Source organism: Candidatus Methanoliparum sp. LAM-1, from assembly GCF_020885915.1.
Lineage (GTDB): Archaea > Halobacteriota > Methanoliparia > Methanoliparales > Methanoliparaceae > Methanoliparum > Methanoliparum thermophilum.
This window is the reverse complement of record NZ_AP025251.1, coordinates 1,055,924-1,080,486: the sequence shown is the minus strand read 5'-3', so window position 1 is coordinate 1,080,486 and position 24,563 is coordinate 1,055,924. Positions and strand designations below refer to the sequence as shown.

Sequence of the window (24,563 nt, the reverse complement as noted above, 5' to 3'; positions counted from 1 at the left end):
ATTATACTGTTATATTATTCTCTAATGCTTTTAATAATATCTTTCTTATTTTTTCTCCCATATTTATAGAAGAATCTATAATATTAGGAAGAGTTTCAACAGGAATTCTACCTATACCGCTCTTCTGCATTCCACATAATTCTCCTTTACTAGTAATTATAACCGTTAATGCAACATTTGCAGCATTTTCTTCATCTAAGCATGGATCAAAGATAAAATTATTATCTATCTCTGTTGAGGTGGTTGCTATAGGAATATCGTTTATAGCCAATCTTTCATCATCTTTATCTATACCAAATTTGGTGTTAGGAATTTTAGTATTGAACAAAGCAGCTATGGCAGCAAGTGATGACGCATCGACAAGGTTTCCATTATGATCGAGTATATGTAGATCTATAAATACCATCCAGACCTCTTTACCAGGATCTATGCATAATTTATCGAGATCTATAGCGTTAGAACTTCTTATGCCCCTATCTACGATCCTTGCAAGTTCTATTGCATTCTCATCAGGTGGTCCTGGCTCAAATGTTGGTGATGCAAGCGGTATCAATTCTGCATTTGTTATTATCACACCTTGATCTGGTGTATCTGGAAATGGCTCACCTATCTGCATCTTAACACCCGCCAAAACATCAGTAGTTCCTAATTTTACGCGTGCAGATCCCTCCGCTCTTTCAATAGGACCAATTTCTATATTTATCTCCCTGTACTCATCAAATTTTCTTCCGTCTATCCTCTCGCCGTTTCTTACCAACCTATAGATATAATCTCGGCGGATTTCTGATAATATATCTTCGCTACTCATCTAATCACTATCTAATTTTTTATATTTTGAGATTAAACAATCTCTCTGTATATCATAAATCTGACTACATCCCCTCTTTGCTAACTCCATCGCCTCTATAAACTCATTTTTGGTAAAAATCCCGTCCATCTGTAGTAAAGTTACCTCACCACTTTCAACAATCATAGCAACCGGCATATCTGCATCTCCAAAATTATCTTCTATCTTATTAAGATCCAGTACTACTTCACCGTCCACTTTACCTACGGATATAGCAGATACAAGATTTCTCATTGGTATTCCTGCATCAGCCAATGCAACAGATGCAGCGGTAATTCCTGCAGCTCTCGTTCCTGCATCTGCCTGCAAAACCTCTACAAAAACATCTATCGAGGATCTTGGATATTGTTCAAGCATTAAAACTGGCTCTATAGCCTCTCTGCTAACCTTAGATATCTCTATACTCCTTCTATCAGGACCAGGCCTCCTTCTTTCATCTACTGCAAAAGATGCCATATTATAGCGATACCTTAAGATAGCCCGGTATGTTTCCTGTAGATGGCGTGGATGTACCTCTCTCGGACCATAAACAGCGGCAATGATCTTATTATTACCCCACTCAATATAACAGGATCCATCGGCCCTATTCATCACACCCGCTTCCATCTTTATTGGCCTAATTTCATCTTTTTTTCTTCCATCAAGCCTAAGACCATCTACTATAAATCTCTCAGGTTTTTCATCTATCTCCATCTTTATCTATCTCTCTGGTTATTTTTTCTGAAATGTTATCAAAACACCCATCCTTTTCAACCATTTTTATAATATTTATTGCTAATTTAATCATCTCATCACTGCCATTTATCCAGACTCTTCCATTTTGTGCTACATAAATATCGCAGTTTGTTTTTTTCTTTATTAAATTTATTGTAGATCCTCCTTTTCCAATTATATCTGGAATTTTGGCATAAGAGACATCAATTACAACACCAGTGCGGATTATTTTACATCTATTATCATTCATGGTCAAATTTATCCTTATGGGCATCTCTATCTCTTTTACCTTTGCAATAACCGTCTCTCCGATCCCAATCTCTTTAGACATATCTTCTTTCTCTATCTTTTTGGTATAATCAGATAGATGTAAAAATCCGTAATATGGTGAATTTATATCAAGTATCCACATAGAAAACGTTATATCTGTCACTATTCCTATCAGTAAGTCTCCTTTTTTAGGATTATATTTACCTTTTAAAGAGATAACCTCTATCTTATTGTTCACTCTTTTTGCTATCCCATAAACTGCCGAGTAAACTCTATTACCCTCCTTAAAAGTACCATCTCCACCATTTATATCCTCACCAAGCAGATATCCCGGTATAACAATATCTTTACTCATTTTTTACCACTCAAATCTTTAATTAACTTTACTTCACCCTCACCTCTCGTTAACTTGTTAACCAATCCGTAAAATTCTGATTGTAACGATGCTGAGACCTCCACTAATGCCATCCATGATCCATCTGCACCCCACTCTTCTCGTTTTATATTTGCAAAATTTGCGATCGCTCCGTATGATCTTCCAGCATATTCTGGAGGAATTTTGACTGCAATTTTTAATTTTTCAAATTTTATAGGAATTATTGGTCTTATTGCCTTAATTACCTCTTTCAACAACTCTTCTGTATTTTTAAAAGGATCTATATTTACTTTTGCCTCCTCTATAGCTCTTTCTATTCGTGCAGGTGGATGAGGTGTATTTGTTTGAGGATTTATTGCATCTTTAGCGATCAATGAAATAATTTGCATCTTCTTTCTATCTTGCATATCTTTTCTTTGTTTAGCAGTTAATCCTAATTCTCCCTTCTCTATAATCTTCTTTGCCACATCGTATATATCGTCTGTCTTGAAAACCTCGAGTAAATCCTCTCTTGAGGCTCTTTTTCCCTCTTGAGCGTTTTCAAATATCTCTTCCACTGCTAACAATTTATCCAGGTCTACATCCTCTATCTCTCTAGTACGTAATGCAAAAGCAAGGTCTGGGTCTGCAAAAATCTCAAACTTCTTACCGTAACCCTTATACCTAACAATTATTGAATCATCTAAAGTTACCACAGAATAGATCACTCTTTGTCTTCTTTGTTTATCTCATCTTTATACAAATATTTTACTTTTTCAACATATTCTCGTACATCTTTCGGGTCCATCTTTCTAACTATTGCATCTTTGATCAGGATGTATCCTATCTCTATAGTTTCTGCATTCAATTTATCTTTTGCAATATTATATAGGCATTTTAACCCTAAAAATATAGAATCCTCGAATGAAATTCTTTTTTCAGGATCAATCTCCTCTTCTAAAAGTTTCAAAACAGTATCCCGCCCTTCTCCAATGGCCGTGGCCAAGTACTCCACCAAGGCTCCGCTTGGATCCGTCTCAAATAGTCTTGCTCCATTATTATCCACGCCTGCAATTAACAGTGCTGCACCATATGGTCTGACTCCGCCGTATTGTGTATATTGTTGTTTATGATCGCTTATCCTTTTTGCCAACCCCTCTACTCTTATAGGTTCATCATAAGTCAGTTTATTAATCTGACATTCTAGTCTTGCTCTATCTACTAAAACACGAGAATCTGCTACTAAACCAGACGTTGCTATAGCGATATGGTCATCTATTTTGAATATCTTCTCGATGGATTCTGGTATTAATAGATTACTGGTTATCCTTTTATCTACCAACAACACCACACCTTCACTTGATTTTATGCCTATTGCGGTAGTACCTCTTTTAACTGCCTCTCGTGCATATTCTACTTGAAATAGTCTTCCATCTGGGCTAAATACTGTAATAGCCCGATCATATCCCATTTGTGGTCCCATCATTTTAAATTACTCCTTTTGTTCTTATCTATATTTTATTATTTTATGTCCTTATATACTTTTTATTAACTTTTTTAATACTTCCTCCAACACCTAATATGTTTACTGCAACTTTTTTATCGTTTATTTTGTCTATGATAGTTAATATAGCTCTTAATGTATCCACCTCTTCACGAGCGCAACTTATGATACCTCTTTTACCCTTATAATCTATCATACGTATGTTGCATAGGCTCATCTTGTACGCACCCACTAAAAAAATGCCTGTGGACCATATTGTATCTATTAAATCCTTCTCATCTATCTTTTCATCACAAACAAGCTCAAACGCGATATACCGTCTTTTAAATCGGAGGGAAGATGGTAGAATCTTCATGATATTATCTCAATACCTTCGGATACCAGTCTTCCGTCTCTATACTTCTTGTTCTTTTTTATTATGTTACATATAGCTCTCAAAGATCTCAAGCCATCATCTCTCTCCATTCCAAAGAATCTGGATAAAGCCAATATCTGCCTATATGGTCTCACTCCAAACTTATCTCTCCCGCCACTGGAGAGGATGGTCATACCTCCATATTTCTTGACAAGCATTAAATTTTTCCTCATTTTTCCAAGCATCGCCGGTAGCGATCGTTTATTATAGATTAGATTACCAATACAGAAGTCTATCATGACATCGTTTTCTGCAGCAAATCTCGCAGTAATATGATCTATCCCTTTACCTTGATCCGTATTCCTAATAATATCTATATATCTTTCTTTGGATGCCATTCTATTAATCTTATCATCACCACCATTAACCGCGATGATATCTATCTTATCTCTATAATCCGATATCTTTCTCTTCAGGTTTGATAAAGACTCTACTCTTATCTCTAAACCATGAAATACATCAAAATTTTTGGGCGTTATAAACGTTAATTCTCTGATAATATCCTTATCAAAGTTCTCTTCGTCAAAAAAGACTACCGCACCACTGAAACCATATCTCTTTAACAACCTGAGCATCTCGTAAGTACTGCTAATGCTATTGTAAAAGATGCAATCGTAGATTCTTATCTTGTGTTTACTTTCCTTTTCTATCATTAGATCTTATACTTGGTCGCATTTTTTCTGTACCTATCCCTCTTTTTGATAATCCTCTTCCTTTCTTACCAGCGCTCGTTTTTCCTCGATATACTCGCCTATTATTACTGGGTGTACAGATCCAGTTCAAATTTTTATCCGATTTTATTACAGGATGATTTGGATCTATCAGAATGATCTCGTACCATTTGGATATCCCATCCTCTCCAACCCAGTAACTATTCAAGACCTCCAAATTAGGGAACTTTCGTGCTGCCCTTTCTTCGGCAATTCTTTGAATACTCTTACCCATCGTCTTCTTATTGATACCCATCCTTTTTGTTCTTCTACGACGATAAAACCTTGATTTTCTGAGACCACCACGTCTAACTCTGACCCTTGCCGTGATGATACCCTGTTTTGCCTTATATCCAAGAGATCTTGCCCTATCAATCCGTGTTGGATGGTCTATCACCACAACGGCTGGCTCTTTTCTCCATCTTTGAAGCCTTGTCCATTGGATATCCTTAACATAAGTGTCTCTTGGTCTATCCCATGCTTTGCTTATATAACTATACATCGATCTTGACATCGTCATTCCTTGCCTTTCTTCATATTTTCATCATATCTCTTAATTTTTTGCCTACTACTTCTATCAACTCATCTTTTTCTAACTCTCTATACCTCTTTAGTTGATTCATATCTGTTCTCTGTTCTAATATCATATCCCTTCCATACCGTCCGCTTCTGATAAAATCGAGCATATCCTTCATATTCTCCTTTACCGAATCATCAATAATCGCTTTTCCATATACTCTACCACCATACTCGGCAGTATTACTGACCGAATACCACATATTTTCAAGCCCACCGCTATATATCAAATCCACAATCAACTTAAGCTCATTACAACATTCAAAATAAGCGATCTCTGGTTGATATCCTGCATCTACAAGTGTATTGAATCCTGCTTTGATCAATTCTGCTACACCACCGCATAAGACTGTAATCTCTCCAAACAGATCAGTCTCAACCTCTTCTGTAAATGTTGTCTCAATTATCCCTACACGTCCCGATCCTATCGCAGAACCCCATGCCAAAGCTTTTTGTAGAGCCTCGCCGGTATAATCTTGATATACGGCAACGGCAGATGGGACACCTGATCCACCAATATAAGTACTCCTAACCGTCGGTCCAGGTGCTTTCGGCGCTATCATTACCACATCTATATCTTCTGGTGGTTTTATCAGTCCATAAAGTATGCTGAATCCATGACATACACCAAGCGTCTTTCCTTCCGTGATATTGTTCATCATCTCTTTATAAACCGATTCGTGTAATTCATCTGGTACAGTAAGTATTATTAAATCTCCCTTTTTTGCTGCATCTGAAGCGGATATTACCTCAAAACCATCTTTTCTAGCCTCTTCTGCAGATTTTCCCTCTCTTTGGCCAATAATTACATCAAATCCAGAATCTCTTATGTTCAACGCTTGATGTCTTCCTTGACTTCCATAGCCTATCACAGCTATCTTCTTCTCTTTTAAAACTTCTAATCTTATATCTTTGTCATAAAATATTTTTGCCATTTTTTAATCCTCCCTCTCTATTTCTGTTGCTTTTTGTCCTCTTGCAAGAGCCACTAGTCCTGTTCTTGCCATCTCCTTAATACCAAACCGTCGCATAATATCTACGAACGCATTCACCTTATCTTCATCACCAGTTATCTCTATAATCAAAGATCTCGTAGAAACATCTATTATTTTTGTTCTAAATATCTCAGATAATCCGATTATCTCACTCAAAGACTCTTTATCTACGGCTACTTTTATCATTGCTAACTCTCTACCTACCATCCTATCTTGAGATAAATTGCTAATCTTTATTACCTCAATCAGCTTATTTAACTGTTTTATGACCTGTTCAACCACATTGTTATCTCCGTTTACTACAATAGTCAATCTTGATATACCTGGATCATCTGTCTCTCCAACAGCGGCACTTTCTATATTAAACCCTCTTCTTCTGAATAGATTAAGTATCCTTGCAAGGGTACCAGGCTTATTCTCTACCAATGCCGCCAAAACATGTCTCATCTTTTATCAACCTCGATTATGTTTGTCAGAGTTTTTCCTGCAGGTACCATAGGAAAGACGTTCTCCTCTTCCTCAACTCTAAAATCTATCAAGACAGGACCATCATACCTAATTGCCTCTTGTATTGCATCATCAACCTCACTCTTCTTTGTGACCCTTATGCCTTTTGCATTGTACGATTCTGCAAATTTTACAAAATCAGGTAAGTATCCAAGTCTTGTATTTGAATATCTTCTATTATAAAACAACTCCTGCCATTGTCTTACCATTCCTAAATAACCATTGTTTATTATTGCAACTTTTACATCAATATTGTTTTGAACTGCTGTGGCAAGTTCTTGGCAGTTCATTTGAAAACTTCCATCTCCTGCCACATCAAATACTAAACTGTTAGGTAAGGCTATTTTTACCCCAATAGATGCAGGAAAGCCGTATCCCATAGTGCCGAGCCCACCAGACGATATAAACTGCCTGGGGTTTTTACATAGATAATACTGAGCAGTCCACATTTGATGTTGTCCCACTTCTGTAACTATGATTGCATTCCCTTTCGTAATCTCATAAAGCCTTTTTATAACGTATTGTGGCTTTAATGTGTCTGTTTTTTCATTAAAATGTAATGGATGTTCCATCTTCCATGTAGATACCTTTTCAATCCATTTTTTATATCTACCTTTATTCTCATTACTAATCTTTGTTTTTAAAATACTTAACAATGAATTAAGGATATTTTTGGAATCCCCCACGATAGGCAGATCTACTCTTACATTCTTTCCTATCTCGGCTGGATCTATATCTATATGGATTATCTTTGCATCTGGTGCAAATCGGCTTGCATCCCCCGTTACTCTATCACTAAATCGCGTACCTATAGCGAGTATAAGATCTGAATCCGATACGGAATAGTTTGCATATGTGGTACCATGCATTCCTAGTATGCCCAACGATAATGGGTGATCTTCAGGAAAAGTACCTTTACCCATTATTGTTGTAGCAACCGGGATGTTTAATAACTCCGACAAATTTATAAGCTCTTTATTTGCTCCAGATATTGTTACTCCACCACCAGCTATTATAATAGCCCTTTCTGCGTTTAAAATCATATCTGCAGCTTTTTTTATCTGAACAGGATGTCCTTTGTAAGTTGGTTTATATCCTCTTAGGTTTACAGTAATATTAGGATCATACTCCGTCTCTCCAGTTTGAACGTCTTTAGGTAAATCTATCAGTACAGGCCCAGGCCTTCCAGTAGAAGCGATATAAAACGCTTCTTTTATAATCCTTTGTAACTCATCTACATCCTTGACAAGATAATTATGTTTGGTAATTGATAGGGTTATTCCAGTAATATCTGCCTCTTGAAATGCATCGTTACCAATAGATATAGTCTCTACCTGTCCTGTTAAGGCAACCAATGGTACAGAATCCATATATGCTGTTGCAATTCCGGTAACAAGATTTGTAGCACCAGGACCAGATGTAGTTGTACATACACCTGTTTTACCGGTAGCACGAGCGTATCCATCTGCAGCATGAGCGGCCGCCTGTTCGTGTCTCATTAAGATATGCTTTATATCCGAATCATAATATTCGTCATATAGTGGTATAATCGAACCACCTGGAATACCGAATATATATTCTACCTTCTCATCCTTCAAAGAGTCGACGATTATCTTTGTTCCTTTTACTTTTTTATTTTTAGACATAACAAAAATCACTTCAACAGTCTATTTATACCCGATATTACGGCATCTATAGATGCTTTTATTATATCGACATCCACGCCACTTGTAGTGATACTCTTTCCGTTTCGTGATAATTTTACAGATACATCTACCAAGGCATCGGTTCCACCACTTATCGCATCAACATGATACTCGTCTAATGAGATATCGGTTATCTCTGATATAGTCTTTCTTAACGCATTTATCGCGGCATCTACCGGTCCAACACCAACATCTGCCTCTATATGCTCTTTATCGTCTATATCTAGAATCATCGATGCCGTAGATTTTATCTTATTTCCAGTAACTACGTTGTATTCTATAAGCCTAACTCTCTGTCTATATGATAACGCAAGAACATTTTCAGCGATTGCTAGGAGATCGCCATCTGTTATCCTCCTGCCTCTATCTCCTATCTCTTTAACCCGTTTAAATATCTCTTCTAGATCTTCTTTGCTAAATTCCAGTCCAAATCCTTTAAGTGCAATCTCTACAGACTTTCTTCCGGTATGTTTTCCAAGAACAATCCTTCTTTCCCGCCCGACTAACTCTGGTTTTATAGGCTCATATGTGGACGGATCCTTGGCAATACCATGAACATGGATACCTGCCTCATGAGTAAAGGCATTATTACCAACTATTGCTTTATTGGGCTGAACATTGATCCCTGTTATTTTTGAGACTGTTCTAGATACCTTGTATATCTTCTCCATCTTGATATCTATATCTTCTTTGTATAAAAATTTTAATGCAGATGAGACCTCTTCTAAACATGTATTTCCTGCTCTCTCTCCAAGCCCGTTTATTGCAACATGCACCTCAGATGCTCCATTCCTTAACGCAATTATCGAATTTGCAGTAGCCAATCCGAAATCGTCATGTGCATGTATCGCTATCGGTATAGATATCTCTTTTTTGATCTTTGAAAATATTTCTTCTGTTCTTTCAGGAATCAAAATTCCTACAGTATCGCATAGACATATTCTATCCGCCTTGTATTCTTCTCCTTTTTTATATAATCTTATTAAATTATCCAAATTGGCTCTTGAAGCATCTTCCCCGCTTAATTCTACTATCAAACCATGGTCTTTCGCATATTTTATGGACTCGATAACCATATCTTCTACTTCTTCACTATTTTTTCCTATCTTTCTCATATGGAGTTCTGATGTAGGAACGACCAGATGTATCGAATCGACATTACAATCCAGTGCGTAATCTATATCAGACCTGATAGCCCTTGAATATGTGCATATCTCCGCATTTAATCCTTCTTTTACAATATCTTTTATTGCAGATCTCTCGCCATCTGAAACAGCCACAGCACCTGCCTCTATTATGTCCACACCCAGAGTATCCACTTCTTTTGCAATCAACAGTTTTTCATCCTTTGTTAGAGAAATTCCGGGAGTCTGTTCCCCGTCTCTTAATGTTGTATCTAAAAAAAGTATTTTATTCATCAAAGATCCACATCTTTTAGTGCCTGAACAATTAATTCAACTGTATTATCTATATCCTTTATACTGAGTACTTCTACTGGAGAGTGAATATATCTTGTAGGAATGCTTATCACACCTGTTGGTATTCCTGCCCTTGATAAATGGATAGATGTGGCATCAGTCGTTCCACCTTCTGATACTTCCAGTTGATATGGTATATCTTTATCTTTGGCAACGTTTATAAGCCAATCGATTATCTTTTCAGGTGCGATTAATCCTCTTCCTGAAGCATCTGCTATAGTTATTACCGGTCCTTTATCTATCTCTATCATGGATCTTTTCGGATCGATACCAGGATGGTCTTGAGGTATGGTTGTATCTATAACAAGTGCAAAATCAGGATTAATCTCAAAAGATGATGTTTTCGCTCCTTTTAATCCTACTTCTTCCTGAACTGTTCCTACTGCATATATATCACAGTCAAGATGGTCTATTCTTCTCATAAACTCTATTAATACAGTCAGACCTGCCCTATTATCTAAAGATTTACCAGTTACTCTATCGTTCAACAGATCTTTTAATGATACATCTATCGTTACAGGTGTTCCTTCCCGTATTCCTGCATTTCGTACTTCCTCTCTATTCTTTGCACCGATATCTATAAACAAATCTTCTAATCTTATTTGCTTTTTTCTCTCTTCTTCGGAGAGTATATGTGGAGGTTTAGATCCAATCACTCCTTTTATGGGCCCATTTGATCCATGTAATATAACTTGAGTATTTAACAAAGAAGGATAAAACCAGCCACCAATCCCTATAAACCTTATAAATCCATCATCATCGATATACTTTACCATTAAACCGATTTCATCCATATGTGCGGCCAACATTACTTTTTTTCTTGTTTCTTTTGGTTTTTTACCATATTTAATGGCAATAAGATTGCCTAGTGCATCCTCCTTTATCTCATCAACACAATCTTTCATCTCGTCTTCCAAAATCTCTCTTATATTGCATTCTCTACCAGAAATACCACAGGCATTCGATAGTTTTTCTAGAGTCTCTCTTACTCTTTCCATTTATCCCCCTCTTTATGGTTTATTATTTATAGCCAAATATTAACTTTTTTATACTTTTTTATCTATGTCAAAGATAGAAGTTATCCAGAAGAAAGCGTTATCCCTCTATTAATCAAATCGATCATCGTAGATCATTCGCCACGATCTTAAAAGGTTAATATATTTGGTTCTTAACTATAAAATAATCGTATTTAAATTCGTTCATTCTAATATTGAATGTCTTTTCTTCATGTCTGATTCTGTTTTACCCATCTTATTCATTAATTCTGCAATAACACCATCTGTAAAGACCATTACTGTATCTTCAAAAAAAGTGTTAAGCGGTGCCAATGAGCATGAATTTGCTACCTTTGGAATAAATACTACCTTATCAGACAAGTTCCCTATAAGTGAGTCTGGATTTGAAGTTATAGATACAACTGTCATACCTACTTTTTTTGCTAGCTTTGTAATCTCTATCAATGATCCTTTATTACCCGAACTGGATATAACGATTAAAAGATCTTTGTTAGATGCAGCGGGTGTAATCGTTTCCATCACCACATATGTATCAATACCTATATGCATAAGCCTCATAGCAAAACCTTTAGCAACCAATCCAGATCTACCTAATCCTATCAAAAAAACCTTAGATGCAGTTAATATGGCATTTTCTAAGTTTTCTACGTCATTTTTATCTATCTGTTCGACCGTATCGTTTATAACTCTAATAATAACCTTTACGGACTCTTTATATATTTCACTCATTTTTACACGACATTGTTATCACAAATCTTCGATTCGTGATGGTTTTATAATCGTCCCGCCTACGGGTTCCCCGCTTAAAAAGCGGTTTATGTTTCCAACGGTTGATCCGTTAAATATTACGCTTTCCACAGACAACCCCCACAACTCTTTAATCTTGCCCAGCATTCCTCCAGTGACATCGTGTGTCTTCCCTAGATGATAATCTTGGTTCAGGACTTTTGATATGTTCTTTTCGGTTATCTCTTCTAAAACCTTGCCGTCCAGATAGACACCATCCACGTCCGTGGCTAAACCCACCTTATCTACATCCAACCTCCTTGCCAGATAGCTTATTATCTGATCACCTGAAACTATACAGAATTTCCGCACACGATCAAAGACTATATCACCGTGAATTACGGGCAGAATATCGTTTTCTAACGCGTTTTTTATACAATTAATATCAAAAGCAGTTATTCGTCCATCGTTTGCGATCACCACGTTCAACGGATGAATAGGAACTACTGGAATCTCATCGGATAAAAAATCCAAAAATATGCTGTTAAGCTTTGATACCGCCCGATGCGTGTTATAGATATCACAAATCTCTGATTTACCTAAAAGGCGATCCGCCTCTGGATGCCCACAGTAACCCGCACCATGTACTAAAACAAGTTTGTTCTTATTTGTAATCTCTTTGGCAATCCGCTTGATCGATGATATGTCAGCCCCTGTCTTGTTTGTCAGTATACTACCGCCGATCTTCAATAATGTTTTATTCATCAAATTCAATCAACTTGGGAGAATTAAACTCTAAGAAGAATTCTTTGATTCGTTTTTCTGCCAACTTTACGTATTCTTCATTTATTTCGTATCCGACATAATGGCGCTTTGCTTTTATCGATGCGATTGCAGTTTGTCCGCTACCTATAAACGGATCCAAAACAACATCATCCTCAAAAGTGTAAAGTTGGATCAGCCTGTAAGGCAGTTCTACTGGAAATGGTGCAGGATGCCCAACTTTTGTTGCTGGCTCTGCAGCAAATGTCCACACGCTCTTTGTAGATTCAAGAAACTCCTCTTTAGAAATTGTACTTTCTCTTCCAAGACATTCCCTTGAGAACATCCCTTTGGAAAAGACCAAAATATACTCATGAATATCCCTAAGTGTAGGATTTTTAGCTGAAAGCCAACTACCCCATGCGGTTGAATGACTACCACTTGAAGCTTTATTCCAGATAATTTCACCTCGCATCAAAAATCCTAAATCAAGCATATCATCAACGATAAATGCATGGAGAGGAATGTATGGTTTTCTTCCAAGATTGGCGATATTAATACACACTCTTCCACCGGGGACAAGAACTCTTTTAACTTCGCTCCATACTCTTTTCAAGAATGCTCTGTACTCACTCAGGGTAAGATTCTCATCGTACTCTTTTCCCACATTGTAAGGTGGAGAAGTAACCATTAGATGAACACTATTATCTGGCAATTCCTTCATTTCTTCACTTGTTTTGCAAAAGACTTTATCAAGAAATTCAGAGGGTATTGGATTCTCCACATACTTGATTCTCTCCTCCTTGGGCAGTCCTTCGTATAACCTGCTTGTGTAAAATGGAGTAGAATCATGATTAATTCTTCCCGGAGAGCCGAATACACTTGTTCTCGTCCCATCTTTTCTCTTATAGTTTCCCATTTAATCCTCCCTCCAGAGATCAACCCATCTTTTATAAGGATTAAACTCAATCTTTGTTTTTTGCCAATTTATTACGATTCTTTTGGACATACTATCCTCAACTAAACCCGATAATGCTTCTTTAGTAATTTCAACACCTCTTGGATTTGTTCCGGGTTTTGGAAGTTTAATATAATTTTCTCTGCCTATTTTATCAAAAAGCCGTTTTTGAGTTGCCAATGGAATATAATAAAATCCTCCTGTGTCATTCCAGCTGATTTGGACAAGTAGAATATCGCAATGCGGATAATAGCTCTCACGAAATTCTTTTGCTTTCTGAGCATCTACAGTCCATATAAGCTTAACTCCTCCGAAATTTTTACCTGTAATTGTTTTTATAGATACTGGCTCTTTAAACAACTTTATATCCACTTCTGGCTCAGTAATAGGAATTTCAGTCTCTACATCTGCTTTACCAAATTTATAGATGAGCAAAGCAACGATTATTCGTTCACGGACCGAGCCAACCTCCATTCCTATCTTACCTGCTCTTGAACTTTCTAATTCTGCAAGTTGGAAGAGGTAGGGTAAACGCCTTCTTATCTTCTCTACAAGTTTTGTGTCTTCAAATATTTCTATCAAGCGACTAGGCATTTTTAATCATGCTATCATCTCTAACATCTTTTCAATCTTATCAAACCAATATTGTTTATACTCAGGAAGAGCTTTTGAAACATCCTCTGGTCTTAGTAGCAATTTTATTCTGACTTTTAATGCATTATAGAATTTTTGTTCCTTATTCATGTTTTTCTATTTTTGGCTGAATAAATTCTGTAAGGAGCTTTTCGGGTAGCTTTTTTAGGATATTTTTATAAGTTTAGTATTAGATGTAATACCCAAAAGATTCGTCTTTCTCCTTTACAGCACCTTTTGCAGTATATTCTGCCTCTTTCAATTTTTTTATTATCTCTTCCATATCTTCTGCTCGTTTTTCTAGATCTTCTAAACTTATTTCAATATCTAGAATCTGGCAAAGTGTTTTTATAACCTCTTGTGCACTCTTCGGATCTACAAGATAACCTGATGTGACACCCATAATACATATTCCTTCGATACCGCGTAATGCTCCTAAACCAAGCATCAATCCAGCTGCACCAACAATTCCTCCACCTGGCTCCTCCTTTTTAAATTCGATATTATAACCTTTTAGCTCATCTAACAGGCTTTCGTTATTTACTGCACATATGATGGATGGTTTTTCGAGGATATAACCAACACCATACCCTCCAATCGTATATATCCGTTTTACGTTATATTCTTCTGCTATATCCAAATAAGTATTGGTTAATTCATAATGTCCTTCTGAGGAGATACTTTGAAAATCTCCAGCGAGAAATAAAAGATCATCTCCTTTATCGTTTTTCCATGCATAAACCTCATTCTTTACCAAGTGTGCTACTGAGTTATTATCGATTAAAACTTGTGGAGGAAAGTACTTCGAATAAATTTCTATAATCTTTTTAGCATGCAATTCTTTAATCAAGTGATCTACTACCAATTTTCCAACGTATCCCACTCCTGGAAGACCCTCTATATAAATAGGGCTTTTTAAATCAACTTTTTCTATCTCTCTTCTAATTACATCCATTTTTACCACCATAATACTCTTTGTATTTCAATCTTCTTCTATATATTCCATACCGGTCTTCAAGAGAAAACTTTGCCGGAGTTGGATCGAAAGTTCTTCTCTTGCAGATCGAACAATACTCTTTTAGAGTATATCTGTTACATTCAAGACATTTACGAAATTTGGATCGCATTTTTTTTAATCATTAATTGTTTGTTTTTACGTATTAATAAAAATTTAGTATATCAAGCCTTTATGATATACCCTTCTCCTTCGTTCATCTTGATAATCTCTATTGCCTTATCGGCAGCTTTTTTTAAAATTTTTTCAGCGTTTTTATAATCTGCACTCTCTACCACGATTAAATATCTTGGCGCACCGATGTATCTAATATCAAGCGTTAAATCTTTCCGTCGTGTTACTCTCTTTGCACTCTTCAACGCTTTTTTAATTATTTCTATCCCCTCGGGATGAATTGTGCTTAGCATTACCTGTGTAGAAATTTTCATCAAAGGAGTTTTGATATTTGTCTGTGCCGTTGCTAAAATCTCATCAATTATCTCCTCATCTATATCTAATTTATCAAAAGCCTTTCTTCCTTTTTCAAAAGCCTCATCAAAAGCATAATATATTCCTGAAAAGTGATCGTAAAGTTTTTGTCCTATCTCCTCAACAAAACTATCTTTATCTTTCCCTAATTTTTTGGCAATTAATCCAAGCCATTTTATAGCTTTTTGCTCGTTCTTCCATATATGCATCCTTTCTCTTGCCTGATGTTCATTGACATCTTTTAAAGATAGTTCAATTCTTCCTCTGTTAGGATCTACCTCTAAAACTTTACAGACTACTCGTTCCCCCTCTTTTACATGATCTCTTATATGTCTAATCCAACCAGGTGCTATCTCGGATATATGTATCAATCCTTTCTTCTTTCCAAAATCATCTAATTCGACAAAAGCCCCAAAATCCTCCACTCTCGAGACGACACCTACTACTAGCTCTCCTACCTCAGGCCATTTATCTTTTAAAATCACTCCAAAACCTCTTTTATCTCTGCATTTATTTGTGCTTTTCCTCCTGTTGGCTTTGCCAGTGTTCTTCCACAGATAGCACATTTAACAATTGTAGTAGCCCTATCAAACACAATTTGTTCATTCTCGCAATCTACACATTTCACCCTCAAAAATCTACTTTTCATTGTCAATTCTCCATAAATTATTCTTCCAACTCAAATTTAGATACCCTGAAGCCTTTACGGAGATGCGCTTTTTTACACTCGTTGCATATATACCTTATATTGACTCGTTTGGTAGGTTTGTCCCCACCAGGAACCTTAGAAAATTTCCCCATATTTCCTATACCGCCCCGTCTGCTTTTTTGTCTATTAATCCATTTTAAACCAGATTGAGGGCCCTTTTTAACTCTTTCTATCGTATGTTCCGTCTTTTTTTTACAGTATGGGCAGTTTGTATATATCTTCTTAGGCATCTTCAATTTAATCGTCCTCTATTATTACATTTATCTTAACAACCATATTTTTTTTTATTAACATATCTGTCACTTTATCAGATAAGACTACGATATCTTCTTTTTGTATTATATATTTTTTTCTATCGATATCTACAAATTCTGGAATATCTTCAATCGCACGTACGATCGTGTTTTTATTTTTTATATTATCAACCGCTTTATCTGTATTTATTTTTTCACTCTTCTTGCTTATATCTTCAATCGAGATAGGATTCCCCTCTTTGTATATAGTATCTAATATAATTTCTCTTGCAGATTTGATGCTCTTTATTAATAAATCCAATATCTTTTCTTCATCGGTAGATAAATTATAGATATACTCAGAATCTTTGATCTTGCTATCCGTTCCTTTTGCCATTCTCGCAGCGATATTTATTATCTTGCCTAATCTTTTCTCAAAAAAAAAATTAAAAATTTTTTCTGCACTGTTGAGCTCATCTATAAGATAAAATCTCTTTTTACTCGTACTGTTAGTCTCGTTGATCTGTCTCTTCAACCTGCTGAAGTATTCTTTTACCTCTTTATATATCTCTTTATCTACAGGTTGAAGTGCCTGTTTTGATCTTTCTTTATCAAGCAGGTTTTTCAACAAAATTATATCCATTTTATTCAATCTTTTTTATCTGTTAATCTTCTAAATAGGCAAGTCCTCTACATATTAAGAACAAACATACAAATTCAGGGAGTTTATTCTCACCTTTTCTGATCTTATATTTATTGTCTTTCATCGATATATCTGTATCTACTATAGATATAATCTTCTTATTCTCATCTGAAAAAACAATTGCATCGTTTAAAGGATCAAAATTATCAATATTATCTACCAATTTAGCCTGAAATCCAGTCCCACCATGTAGAGACCCAGGCAACCTTATTAATCTCTTTATATCAGTTGTTACAGGATTATCTGTATTTATTTTAATAGGAAGCATATTTAATTCGTTCTCAACGATTCGCTCCATTAAGTTTTTAAAAAATTTATCCGTCGTTATTTTTCTATCTTTTTTCATTAATTCAACAATATTTGATTTTTTTAACATTTGATACATCTCTAATGCGTCTTTTTTGCTTAAATCCTTCACAAATTTATCTCTTTTTCCAATTTTTAACTCTTTGATCTTTTTTATTGCATCATTCTCACTCATATTTCTTATTTCATCCAGAAAAGTTACAACACTACTCCATACCCGTTCTCCCCATGATGAATCTACCATCTCATAATAGTATCCCCTCTCTATGCCGTAGTCTCCAACAACTTCTCTCTTCTTCAGAACATTATCTATGTTCAACGAGTTTGCAGAGAGAGAATCTATCATTTCTCTTCTTTCTTCACTTTTTAACTTTAATACAGATCTATCTCTTACGTGTATATGGTATCCTCTTCCTCCTGAAAAGACAATCTGGATGTCATTTAATCCAAAATCACTCTTTAAAATATCGTATAATTTTATAACTTCATCCTTTGCCAATAAAAGCATTTTTTCATATTTTAAATCGTTTTCTATATCCATATCTATATCAAATATCAAATCTGCCCCCTTCCATCCTTTTTCACTCATTTTTTTAATATCTGGATGTTCATAATAGGCGGATGAATAATAAAGATGAAGAGGAGTATTTTTTAAAAAAAATTTTTCCATCTCACCTAAATTTTGAAATGAGAGATGCCTCCACATTCTTTTATATCTTATAGGTATAAAACCCCATTCTCTCTCGTTAAAAGATGGAGGAATACATGATAGGAAGTTTTTATTTTTAAAAAGGTTCGTATAATATTCATTAAATTTTCTTATTAAGTATATAGTTGATACCTCGTTCATATCCATCTCTTTATCCTATCTTTCTTTTTCTTAATTATTACAAATCGATAAATAAATATATATCAAATTCATGAAAATTTTACAAAGAATAAATAATAAAACTATTTAAACACAAATTTTTAATAATACGTAAGTGATACTATAGTATAAATTTGGTGAAATGATATGCAAATAGTTATTTCTGTATTACCTTTCGAGGATAAAGCTATATGGGAGAGAAGATCTTCTGAAGAGACGAGAAGACTGACACTAGATTATGCAAAATGCAGCGGCTGTGGAAGTTGTGCCATCTCATGCCCACAGGATGCCATATCTATGGTAGCAGTCGGTGCAGAAAAGAAGAACGATATTGTTATTGATATGGATAGATGTGTGTTTTGTAAGACATGTACTACTATCTGCCCTTTCAATGCATTGGAACTGGATATAAATGGGATAAAATATAAATCCATCGTATCAGGAGATTTTTCAGCAGATTTTATCGATAAATGCGAACGTTGTCTAAAATGCTTGGATGCTTGTCCAAGAGACTCTTTAATCTTTGAAATACCTGAAGGACGGATTACTAAAACCAAAGAGGGATTGGTAAGACGAGATGAAGATTTATGTATATATTGTGCTAGATGCGAGGCAGCTTGTTGCGATGCTAAGGTTATATCAGTCAGAAAACCTGCGCGTGGAAGTATCAAAATCGACCAAGAACTATGTGACGGATGTGGAACATGTATCGATGCTTGTCCTACCAATAATATCTCTTTTGCTGTTAAGACGCAGTTGTGGGATGCTGTGGATCCCATTCTAATAGGAGAGAATGTAGCAGGTATCAATCTTTTAGTAAACTATCATCGAGAGGTAGGCGAGGCAAAATTCAACGATTATTGTATCTACTGTGGAAAATGTGAACTAGTCTGTCCAGTAAATGCAATTAAAGTAGATATTGAATATTTTGATAAAGGGATTGTCGGTCCGTGGAGCGAGGCATTAGAGAGAAGAAAAAATAAAAATAAACGCCCTCCGCTTAAACAGAGAAAAATAGATGTAGAAAAATGCCATGCATGTGGTGATTGTGTCGTTGCGTGTCCTGTACGAGGCAAGGTCTTAAAGATAGTCAATGGGATGGTCTATATATTGGATGAAGATGCTTGTTCTGGGTGTGGTCTCTGTGTGAATTATTGTCCAGGTAATGCAATGAAGTTGTATGGACCAGAAATACGGAAAAAAACGATAATAAAAGAGGTTCCTGAATTATTGGAGATCGTATAAGACCTACCTTTTTTACTTTTTATAAATGTTTTTTTGGGATCTTTCTATGGTTTTAGTTGCTTAGTTTTATCGACATGAATGTAATTATATAACTTTTACATCTTTAACAAGTAAAGATGGTGTGATTATATTAAAGATCTTTCTTTGATCTTTTCCGCACATTACTGTTTTATTCAAAAGATCAAAGAAATTTCCGTAAACCATCAAAGATCTTATAGGATATTTCAACTCGCCATCTTCTATCTTGAACGAGTTTTTTCCCTCTAAAGAAAAGTCGCCTGTTATCTCGTTTGCAGTATGCGCACCAATAAAAGAATTTATCAATATACCGTCTCTCGTCTCGTCTATCAAGTTGCCTTTTTCCTTATGATTAATTATCAAGTTTCTTATATCTATCCTTGGAATAGAAGCGTAACTATCCCTTATAGCGTTACCAGTACTCTTCTTGCCTATCTTTCCTGCAGTATAATTATCATAAATGAATCCTTTCAATATACCGTCATCTATTATAATATTTTCAAGACTATTTACTCCCTCATCATCGAAAAGAGAACTTCCTATCCCTCCATAATATAACCCATTATCTACTATGTTTAATCCTGCATTACTTACAGACGAACCGATATCGTTGGTAAAATGAGACCTGCCCTTTAACACCTCGTCGCCTTTTATGTTATTTACAAATATATTATCAAACAAATCTGAAACGGCAAAAGGGCATAATATGATATCATATTCTTTAGAATCTATTTTTTTTCCGTTCATAGACTCTTTTGCCATCTTAGCAGCATTTTCTCCAATCTTAAAAAAATCTATGTTGTTGTTATGTGATACATCAAATTCATATGCTGAAGATGAATTATTTTTGTCGTTAGATATTATTACATCAGAAAAACCGTATATCATCGTCGTTTCTGACTCTTTATCTATGCCCTCTGAATTTATTATCCTAATCTTACTATTAGACTTGAAGATACTATTACTTACAGGATTTACTCCTTTTATAGATCCAATCCCGTTGTTTATCTCGTCTACAAACTCCATCATATCTTCTTCGTCTAATTCTTCTACTTTTTTATCGTATATACCTAGATCTAAACTATATTTATCTTTCTGATCGTAATCTTTGATGAAACCTTTCCACCATTCATCTCTTCCTTTTATCTTTGCATTTTTTTTAGCCGACAGGATCTGAGCCTCTATCTCTTTCTCGATAGATGTAGTTGAAAATCCGAAACTATTATTAAAACTAACTCGAATTCCATAACCTTTGGTATAATCTCGAACGAATCTCTCTAACGCCTCGCATCTTGTTTTTATGCTTAGGCTCTCCTCTTTATATATATATATCTCAATCCCTTCCGTACCGATCTTTTTGGCATACTGCCTAAGCCCCTCTGATGATAATAGGTCTATCTTACTCGCCTCCAACTATGACAGATTTTATCGCGATATGTGGAGAGCCACTACCAACAGGAACGATCTGTCCGTCTTTGCCACAATAACCACCGTTGATTTTCAAATCGTTTCCTACACCTATTATATTTTTTAATATCGTAAGCGTATCTCCAGAGAGTGAGACATCTTTTATCATATTTCCGATCTCACCATCTTTTATTATATACCCTTTTTCGGCATTAAAATGAAATATCCCTTCTCCTGTGTTAACTTCACCTCCTCTTGAGCCGCATAAATATACACCGTTACCTATCATCTCTAATAATTCGTCCATATTCATATCTCCATTCTTTATGTATGTATTACTCATGCGTGGAATCGGTACGTCACCAACTTCTGCCCTGCCGTTGCCTGGCTTTCCATGCATCAAAGATGCCGTCTCTCTATTATGTATATTCCCCACCAAGATACCATCTTTTATTAAAAGACGCCTCTCAGGTCTTATTCCCTCATCATCAAATGGATAGTGTCCATATTCCTTCATAGACGGATCGTCATATACATTAACCAGCAAAGATCCTATCTTTTCACCAATTTTGTCTTTTAATATAGAGTTGCCTGCCAAGATAAGATCAGCTTCGGTAGCATGACCAACCGCCTCGTGTATGAATACACCACCTAAATTCTGATCAAGTATAACATCCTTCATCCCTGAAGGCGGTGACGACGCATTCAATAAATCTAAAGAAGTAAGTGCCGCTTTTTTAGCAAGAAGATATGGTTTCTCTCCGTCCAAGATCTCTGACCCCCCTATAATATAATCCCGTTCAGATCCAAATTGGTGTTCATTACCATCTTTAGAGAGAACAACTATCGAATATCTCGTCCTTTCCATCTCATAAAACTCCTCGTTAAGATCGTCACTATAATATACCATATCTAACTTAGTAGATTTATAATCGATCCTAGTACTTGCCACCCTCTTGTCCACTCTGGAACTACGTTCTATCTCCTTTAAGAGCGATATTTCCTCCTCCTCTTCTGACATCTTACCAATCAAGCAATTTTTTGGAGTGGTATAAGTCTCATATCTCTTTAAAAACGTTTTATTAGCCTTTTTAGATGAGATCTTAGCTAGTCTTATTGCATCTTTCAATAAATCTTCCGTCTTTCTATCATAATTTGATGAAACGACTCCCCATCCTCCGTCATAAAAAGCTCTTACAACTACAGAAAAACCTATAGAGGTTGAGATATATTCAACATCTCCATTCTCGATAAGATATGCCTTATCTTCCGTATTACTCTTCCTAACATCCCAAAAATCAGCCTGCATGTAAATCTCTTATTGATGATGAGATTACTCCATCCAATCTATCATCGGCGATCTTTTTTATTTTGTTGAATACTTTTGTCTTAGACGGATAAACCAGGCTATGTTTTAATACCTCTGACATAGTACTAACCGGTATTATCTCTATCTTTTTCTTATCTTCTTCTGTTATCATTATATCTCCTAAATTAGATTTAGGAACTATAACTTTTTTTAAATTGGCAGCGATAGCAGCCTCTATTTTATATGTAATCCCACCAATAGGCAGAACATCTCCCCGAACAGATAAAGACCCCGTCATTGCTAAAGATTGATCTACAGGAATATTTCTTAATGCTGATATCACTGCTGTAGCCACTGAAATGCTTGCTGAGTCTCCTTCTACTCCTTCATAGGTACCAATAAACTGTATATGTATATCTTTATTCGATATATATTCGCCATCCATAATTTTTATTATGGCAGAGACGTTTTGTACGGCCTCTCTTGCTATTTGTCTGAGCTTACCAGTAGCGATTATCTTACCCTCTTCTTTAGATTGGGCAGGTGTTACCTCCGCTACTATTGGTAATACGATACCTGCATCGTTTCCAACCACAGCGAGACCGTTGACCCGTCCAACTTCTACTCCTTCTTTGTTGAATAATTTATAATCTTTTCTCATCTCTACATATTGTTTGACTACCTGCTGTTCTACCGACTGTGCTATCTTTTTTGCCTTGATTACATGTCTTGCAGATACCATATCTGCCTTCTCTTCCAGTGCAATATCTCCTGATGCACGTATCAACCCGCCTAAATCTCTTAACATCAAAGTCAAGTTATTTTTTCTTCCTGATCTTCTCTGTGCCTCTAATATTATCTCACTGATAGCACTTCTATCGAAAGGAGGTATTTTACCATCATTCTTTATCTCTTGCGCAATATACCTGACCAGCTTTCTTCTATTTTCTGGTGTATCATCTATCGTATTTCTCATATATATCTCGTATCCATCCCCCTTGATCCTCGATCTTAAAGCAGGATGCATACCTTTTACGGCATCCATGTTACCTGCACAGACCATTATAAAATCACATGGTACAGGATCTGTCTTTACCATAGCTCCAGAGCTTCTTTCTGATTGTCCTGTTATCGGATATTTTCCTTCCTGTAAAGCAGTAAGAAGATTTTGTTGTGATTCCAATCCAAGCGTATTTATCTCGTCTATGTACAATACACCTTTATGGGCTTTGTGTATTGCTCCCGCCTCTACACGCATATGTGCAGGAGTTTCTAACCCTCCTGACTGATATGGATCATGTCTCACATCACCAAAGAGCGCACCAGCATGAGATCCCGTTGCATCTACAAATGGAGCGGTATCTTTATCAGCGTTTGATATAAGAAGCTTGGGAATGTTTACATCTTTCCTATTAGATGGATTGTATCTCAGTGCCATGTATATAAATGCTGCAGCAATTAACGAGTAAAAAAACGCCATTATATTTCCCTGTAGTGATAATATCATACCAAAAACAACAATACTCAATATTATTAATACGGATAGATTATTTCTACTCTGTGAGGCCTTTCTTTCCTCATTTTTATAAGCATTGACAATATCTTTCCCTTTTCCAGCTGGAACCATCCTTATTTTTGGATTATTCGAATCCTCTGGATTATTATATACCAAGACATCTTCCAGATCTTCTTTAGGTAGAAGTTCAGCCATAGCCTTTGCCAGCATAGATTTCCCAGTTCCAGGATCACCTATCATCATTACATGTCTCTTCTGCTTAACTGCTTTTTTTACTATCTCAGATGCATGTTCTTGACCGATGACTTGATCGATCAATTTTTTAGGAATATCTATCTCTTTGGTAGATTGAATATCCAATCCGCCTAGAAGATCATCTTTATCTCCTTTTTCCTCTATTTTGTTATCTTCCATTTATACCCTATCCTTTAAATATCACTATATGAAAATTATAAATACAAAATTTTAAAATTATATAAAAACGATCATCTCTTTGATCCTTATTCTTCACTAAATCTAAAGGTTATAATAATCTTCTCAAAAATCTCTCTCTATATGTTACAATGTAGTATCATCTTTAATAAATATTGCTAT

Annotated in this window: 29 protein-coding genes; 1 reads left to right on the top strand and 28 read right to left on the bottom strand. The window is 35.7% G+C overall.

The features are described 5' to 3' along the window. Position 1 precedes the first annotated feature (1 nt). The 25 genes from rrp42 to priS all read right to left on the bottom strand — a co-directional run bounded on the left by rrp42 (position 2) and on the right by priS (position 18,456). The gene (gene rrp42, locus LPC15_RS05930; RefSeq protein WP_229234450.1) at positions 2–808 is read right to left on the bottom strand and encodes an exosome complex protein Rrp42; all 807 of its coding nucleotides are present in this window, start codon (positions 806–808) and stop codon (positions 2–4) included. Further along, the gene (gene rrp41, locus LPC15_RS05925; protein ID WP_229234449.1) at positions 809–1,540 is read right to left on the bottom strand and encodes an exosome complex exonuclease Rrp41; all 732 of its coding nucleotides are present in this window, start codon (positions 1,538–1,540) and stop codon (positions 809–811) included. Further along, a complete protein-coding gene (gene rrp4 / locus LPC15_RS05920; protein ID WP_229234448.1) occupies positions 1,527–2,186 on the bottom strand; it encodes an exosome complex RNA-binding protein Rrp4 in 660 nt (219 codons plus the stop codon). The genes rrp41 and rrp4 overlap by 14 nt, the downstream gene beginning before the upstream one ends. Continuing rightward, positions 2,183–2,902, bottom strand: coding sequence for a ribosome assembly factor SBDS (locus tag LPC15_RS05915; protein ID WP_229234447.1), 720 nt, complete (start codon positions 2,900–2,902; stop codon positions 2,183–2,185). The genes rrp4 and LPC15_RS05915 overlap by 4 nt, the downstream gene beginning before the upstream one ends. A gap of 8 nt (positions 2,903–2,910) precedes the next feature. Continuing rightward, a complete protein-coding gene (gene psmA / locus LPC15_RS05910) occupies positions 2,911–3,669 on the bottom strand; it encodes an archaeal proteasome endopeptidase complex subunit alpha (RefSeq protein ID WP_420709512.1) in 759 nt (252 codons plus the stop codon). Positions 3,670–3,712: 43 nt separating this feature from the next. Further along, complete coding sequence (locus LPC15_RS05905; RefSeq protein WP_229234445.1) at positions 3,713–4,045, bottom strand: Rpp14/Pop5 family protein; 333 nt, start codon at positions 4,043–4,045, stop codon at positions 3,713–3,715. Then, positions 4,042–4,758: an RNase P subunit p30 family protein gene (locus LPC15_RS05900; protein ID WP_229234444.1), complete on the bottom strand. Its 717-nt coding sequence runs from the start codon at positions 4,756–4,758 to the stop codon at positions 4,042–4,044. Before LPC15_RS05900 ends, LPC15_RS05905 begins: the two co-directional genes overlap by 4 nt. Beyond that, positions 4,739–5,329, bottom strand: coding sequence for a 50S ribosomal protein L15e (locus LPC15_RS05895; protein WP_420709511.1), 591 nt, complete (start codon positions 5,327–5,329; stop codon positions 4,739–4,741). Before LPC15_RS05895 ends, LPC15_RS05900 begins: the two co-directional genes overlap by 20 nt. 19 nt (positions 5,330–5,348) lie before the next feature. Further along, a complete protein-coding gene (gene ilvC / locus LPC15_RS05890; protein ID WP_229234442.1) occupies positions 5,349–6,326 on the bottom strand; it encodes a ketol-acid reductoisomerase in 978 nt (325 codons plus the stop codon). 3 nt (positions 6,327–6,329) lie between these two features. After that, positions 6,330–6,833 carry an acetolactate synthase small subunit gene (ilvN, locus tag LPC15_RS05885; protein ID WP_229234441.1) on the bottom strand — a complete coding sequence of 168 codons (504 nt, stop codon included), beginning with the start codon at positions 6,831–6,833 and terminating at the stop codon, positions 6,330–6,332. Then, a complete protein-coding gene (gene ilvB, locus LPC15_RS05880; protein WP_229234440.1) occupies positions 6,830–8,539 on the bottom strand; it encodes a biosynthetic-type acetolactate synthase large subunit in 1,710 nt (569 codons plus the stop codon). The genes ilvN and ilvB overlap by 4 nt, the downstream gene beginning before the upstream one ends. Positions 8,540–8,547: 8 nt before the next feature. Then, the gene (locus tag LPC15_RS05875) at positions 8,548–10,017 is read right to left on the bottom strand and encodes a 2-isopropylmalate synthase (protein ID WP_229234439.1); all 1,470 of its coding nucleotides are present in this window, start codon (positions 10,015–10,017) and stop codon (positions 8,548–8,550) included. Next, the gene (locus LPC15_RS05870; protein WP_229234438.1) at positions 10,017–11,075 is read right to left on the bottom strand and encodes a M42 family metallopeptidase; all 1,059 of its coding nucleotides are present in this window, start codon (positions 11,073–11,075) and stop codon (positions 10,017–10,019) included. Before LPC15_RS05870 ends, LPC15_RS05875 begins: the two co-directional genes overlap by 1 nt. Before the next feature lie 201 nt (positions 11,076–11,276). Beyond that, entirely contained in the window at positions 11,277–11,822 is a 546-nt protein-coding gene (gene hxlB / locus LPC15_RS05865) for a 6-phospho-3-hexuloisomerase (RefSeq protein WP_229234437.1), read from the bottom strand. 18 nt (positions 11,823–11,840) lie between these two features. Further along, entirely contained in the window at positions 11,841–12,584 is a 744-nt protein-coding gene (locus LPC15_RS05860) for an isopentenyl phosphate kinase (protein WP_229234436.1), read from the bottom strand. Then, on the bottom strand, positions 12,577–13,500 hold the full coding sequence (locus tag LPC15_RS05855; protein WP_229234435.1) for a DNA-methyltransferase: 924 nt from the start codon (positions 13,498–13,500) through the stop codon (positions 12,577–12,579). The genes LPC15_RS05860 and LPC15_RS05855 overlap by 8 nt, the downstream gene beginning before the upstream one ends. Beyond that, positions 13,501–14,121: a ThaI family type II restriction endonuclease gene (locus LPC15_RS05850; RefSeq protein ID WP_229234434.1), complete on the bottom strand. Its 621-nt coding sequence runs from the start codon at positions 14,119–14,121 to the stop codon at positions 13,501–13,503. An 18-nt stretch (positions 14,122–14,139) separates the two neighbouring features. Further along, the gene (locus tag LPC15_RS05845) at positions 14,140–14,283 is read right to left on the bottom strand and encodes a hypothetical protein (protein ID WP_229234433.1); all 144 of its coding nucleotides are present in this window, start codon (positions 14,281–14,283) and stop codon (positions 14,140–14,142) included. 79 nt (positions 14,284–14,362) lie between these two features. Then, the gene (locus tag LPC15_RS05840) at positions 14,363–15,127 is read right to left on the bottom strand and encodes a proteasome assembly chaperone family protein (protein ID WP_229234432.1); all 765 of its coding nucleotides are present in this window, start codon (positions 15,125–15,127) and stop codon (positions 14,363–14,365) included. After that, positions 15,114–15,299: a nucleolar RNA-binding Nop10p family protein gene (locus tag LPC15_RS05835; protein ID WP_229234431.1), complete on the bottom strand. Its 186-nt coding sequence runs from the start codon at positions 15,297–15,299 to the stop codon at positions 15,114–15,116. The genes LPC15_RS05840 and LPC15_RS05835 overlap by 14 nt, the downstream gene beginning before the upstream one ends. Before the next feature lie 52 nt (positions 15,300–15,351). Continuing rightward, positions 15,352–16,140, bottom strand: a complete 789-nt coding sequence (locus tag LPC15_RS05830; RefSeq protein WP_229234430.1) for a translation initiation factor IF-2 subunit alpha — start codon at positions 16,138–16,140, stop codon at positions 15,352–15,354. Beyond that, the gene (locus tag LPC15_RS05825) at positions 16,137–16,304 is read right to left on the bottom strand and encodes a 30S ribosomal protein S27e (RefSeq protein WP_229234429.1); all 168 of its coding nucleotides are present in this window, start codon (positions 16,302–16,304) and stop codon (positions 16,137–16,139) included. The genes LPC15_RS05830 and LPC15_RS05825 overlap by 4 nt, the downstream gene beginning before the upstream one ends. A gap of 17 nt (positions 16,305–16,321) precedes the next feature. Further along, positions 16,322–16,600, bottom strand: a complete 279-nt coding sequence (locus LPC15_RS05820) for a 50S ribosomal protein L44e (RefSeq protein WP_420709473.1) — start codon at positions 16,598–16,600, stop codon at positions 16,322–16,324. Between the two features lies 1 nt (position 16,601). Further along, a complete protein-coding gene (locus tag LPC15_RS05815; RefSeq protein ID WP_229234427.1) occupies positions 16,602–17,240 on the bottom strand; it encodes a hypothetical protein in 639 nt (212 codons plus the stop codon). Between the two features lie 22 nt (positions 17,241–17,262). After that, a complete protein-coding gene (gene priS / locus LPC15_RS05810; RefSeq protein WP_229234426.1) occupies positions 17,263–18,456 on the bottom strand; it encodes a DNA primase catalytic subunit PriS in 1,194 nt (397 codons plus the stop codon). A gap of 165 nt (positions 18,457–18,621) precedes the next feature. On the opposite strand from priS, the gene LPC15_RS05805 reads away from it, so the two are divergent. Next, positions 18,622–19,719: a 4Fe-4S binding protein gene (locus LPC15_RS05805; RefSeq protein ID WP_229234425.1), complete on the top strand. Its 1,098-nt coding sequence runs from the start codon at positions 18,622–18,624 to the stop codon at positions 19,717–19,719. Positions 19,720–19,803: 84 nt separating this feature from the next. Here LPC15_RS05805 and LPC15_RS05800 read toward each other — a convergent pair whose 3' ends face one another. The 3 genes from LPC15_RS05800 to lonB are packed head-to-tail and all read right to left on the bottom strand — an operon-like array spanning position 19,804 to position 24,383. Next, complete coding sequence (locus LPC15_RS05800) at positions 19,804–21,150, bottom strand: TldD/PmbA family protein (RefSeq protein WP_229234424.1); 1,347 nt, start codon at positions 21,148–21,150, stop codon at positions 19,804–19,806. Further along, on the bottom strand, positions 21,137–22,453 hold the full coding sequence (locus tag LPC15_RS05795; RefSeq protein WP_229234423.1) for a TldD/PmbA family protein: 1,317 nt from the start codon (positions 22,451–22,453) through the stop codon (positions 21,137–21,139). The genes LPC15_RS05800 and LPC15_RS05795 overlap by 14 nt, the downstream gene beginning before the upstream one ends. Further along, complete coding sequence (gene lonB / locus LPC15_RS05790) at positions 22,443–24,383, bottom strand: ATP-dependent protease LonB (RefSeq protein ID WP_229234422.1); 1,941 nt, start codon at positions 24,381–24,383, stop codon at positions 22,443–22,445. The genes LPC15_RS05795 and lonB overlap by 11 nt, the downstream gene beginning before the upstream one ends. Positions 24,384–24,563: the final 180 nt, after the last annotated feature.

Coding starts and splice junctions, on each gene's coding strand:
- LPC15_RS05860 (WP_229234436.1), bottom strand. CDS start 12,584: ATGAATAAAACATTATTGAAGATCGGCGGTAGTATACTGACAAACAAG.
- LPC15_RS05855 (WP_229234435.1), bottom strand. CDS start 13,500: ATGGGAAACTATAAGAGAAAAGATGGGACGAGAACAAGTGTATTCGGC.
- ilvC (WP_229234442.1), bottom strand. CDS start 6,326: ATGGCAAAAATATTTTATGACAAAGATATAAGATTAGAAGTTTTAAAA.
- LPC15_RS05845 (WP_229234433.1), bottom strand. CDS start 14,283: ATGAATAAGGAACAAAAATTCTATAATGCATTAAAAGTCAGAATAAAA.
- rrp41 (WP_229234449.1), bottom strand. CDS start 1,540: ATGGAGATAGATGAAAAACCTGAGAGATTTATAGTAGATGGTCTTAGG.
- LPC15_RS05825 (WP_229234429.1), bottom strand. CDS start 16,304: ATGAAAAGTAGATTTTTGAGGGTGAAATGTGTAGATTGCGAGAATGAA.
- ilvN (WP_229234441.1), bottom strand. CDS start 6,833: ATGAGACATGTTTTGGCGGCATTGGTAGAGAATAAGCCTGGTACCCTT.
- rrp4 (WP_229234448.1), bottom strand. CDS start 2,186: ATGAGTAAAGATATTGTTATACCGGGATATCTGCTTGGTGAGGATATA.
- LPC15_RS05870 (WP_229234438.1), bottom strand. CDS start 11,075: ATGGAAAGAGTAAGAGAGACTCTAGAAAAACTATCGAATGCCTGTGGT.
- lonB (WP_229234422.1), bottom strand. CDS start 24,383: ATGGAAGATAACAAAATAGAGGAAAAAGGAGATAAAGATGATCTTCTA.
- LPC15_RS05895 (WP_420709511.1), bottom strand. CDS start 5,329: ATGTCAAGATCGATGTATAGTTATATAAGCAAAGCATGGGATAGACCA.
- LPC15_RS05900 (WP_229234444.1), bottom strand. CDS start 4,758: ATGATAGAAAAGGAAAGTAAACACAAGATAAGAATCTACGATTGCATC.
- LPC15_RS05805 (WP_229234425.1), top strand. CDS start 18,622: ATGCAAATAGTTATTTCTGTATTACCTTTCGAGGATAAAGCTATATGG.
- psmA (WP_420709512.1), bottom strand. CDS start 3,669: ATGGGACCACAAATGGGATATGATCGGGCTATTACAGTATTTAGCCCA.
- LPC15_RS05835 (WP_229234431.1), bottom strand. CDS start 15,299: ATGCGATCCAAATTTCGTAAATGTCTTGAATGTAACAGATATACTCTA.
- rrp42 (WP_229234450.1), bottom strand. CDS start 808: ATGAGTAGCGAAGATATATTATCAGAAATCCGCCGAGATTATATCTAT.
- LPC15_RS05815 (WP_229234427.1), bottom strand. CDS start 17,240: ATGGATATAATTTTGTTGAAAAACCTGCTTGATAAAGAAAGATCAAAA.
- LPC15_RS05875 (WP_229234439.1), bottom strand. CDS start 10,017: ATGAATAAAATACTTTTTTTAGATACAACATTAAGAGACGGGGAACAG.
- LPC15_RS05905 (WP_229234445.1), bottom strand. CDS start 4,045: ATGAAGATTCTACCATCTTCCCTCCGATTTAAAAGACGGTATATCGCG.
- priS (WP_229234426.1), bottom strand. CDS start 18,456: ATGAACGAGGTATCAACTATATACTTAATAAGAAAATTTAATGAATAT.
- hxlB (WP_229234437.1), bottom strand. CDS start 11,822: ATGAGTGAAATATATAAAGAGTCCGTAAAGGTTATTATTAGAGTTATA.
- ilvB (WP_229234440.1), bottom strand. CDS start 8,539: ATGTCTAAAAATAAAAAAGTAAAAGGAACAAAGATAATCGTCGACTCT.
- LPC15_RS05840 (WP_229234432.1), bottom strand. CDS start 15,127: ATGGATGTAATTAGAAGAGAGATAGAAAAAGTTGATTTAAAAAGCCCT.
- LPC15_RS05795 (WP_229234423.1), bottom strand. CDS start 22,453: ATGCAGGCTGATTTTTGGGATGTTAGGAAGAGTAATACGGAAGATAAG.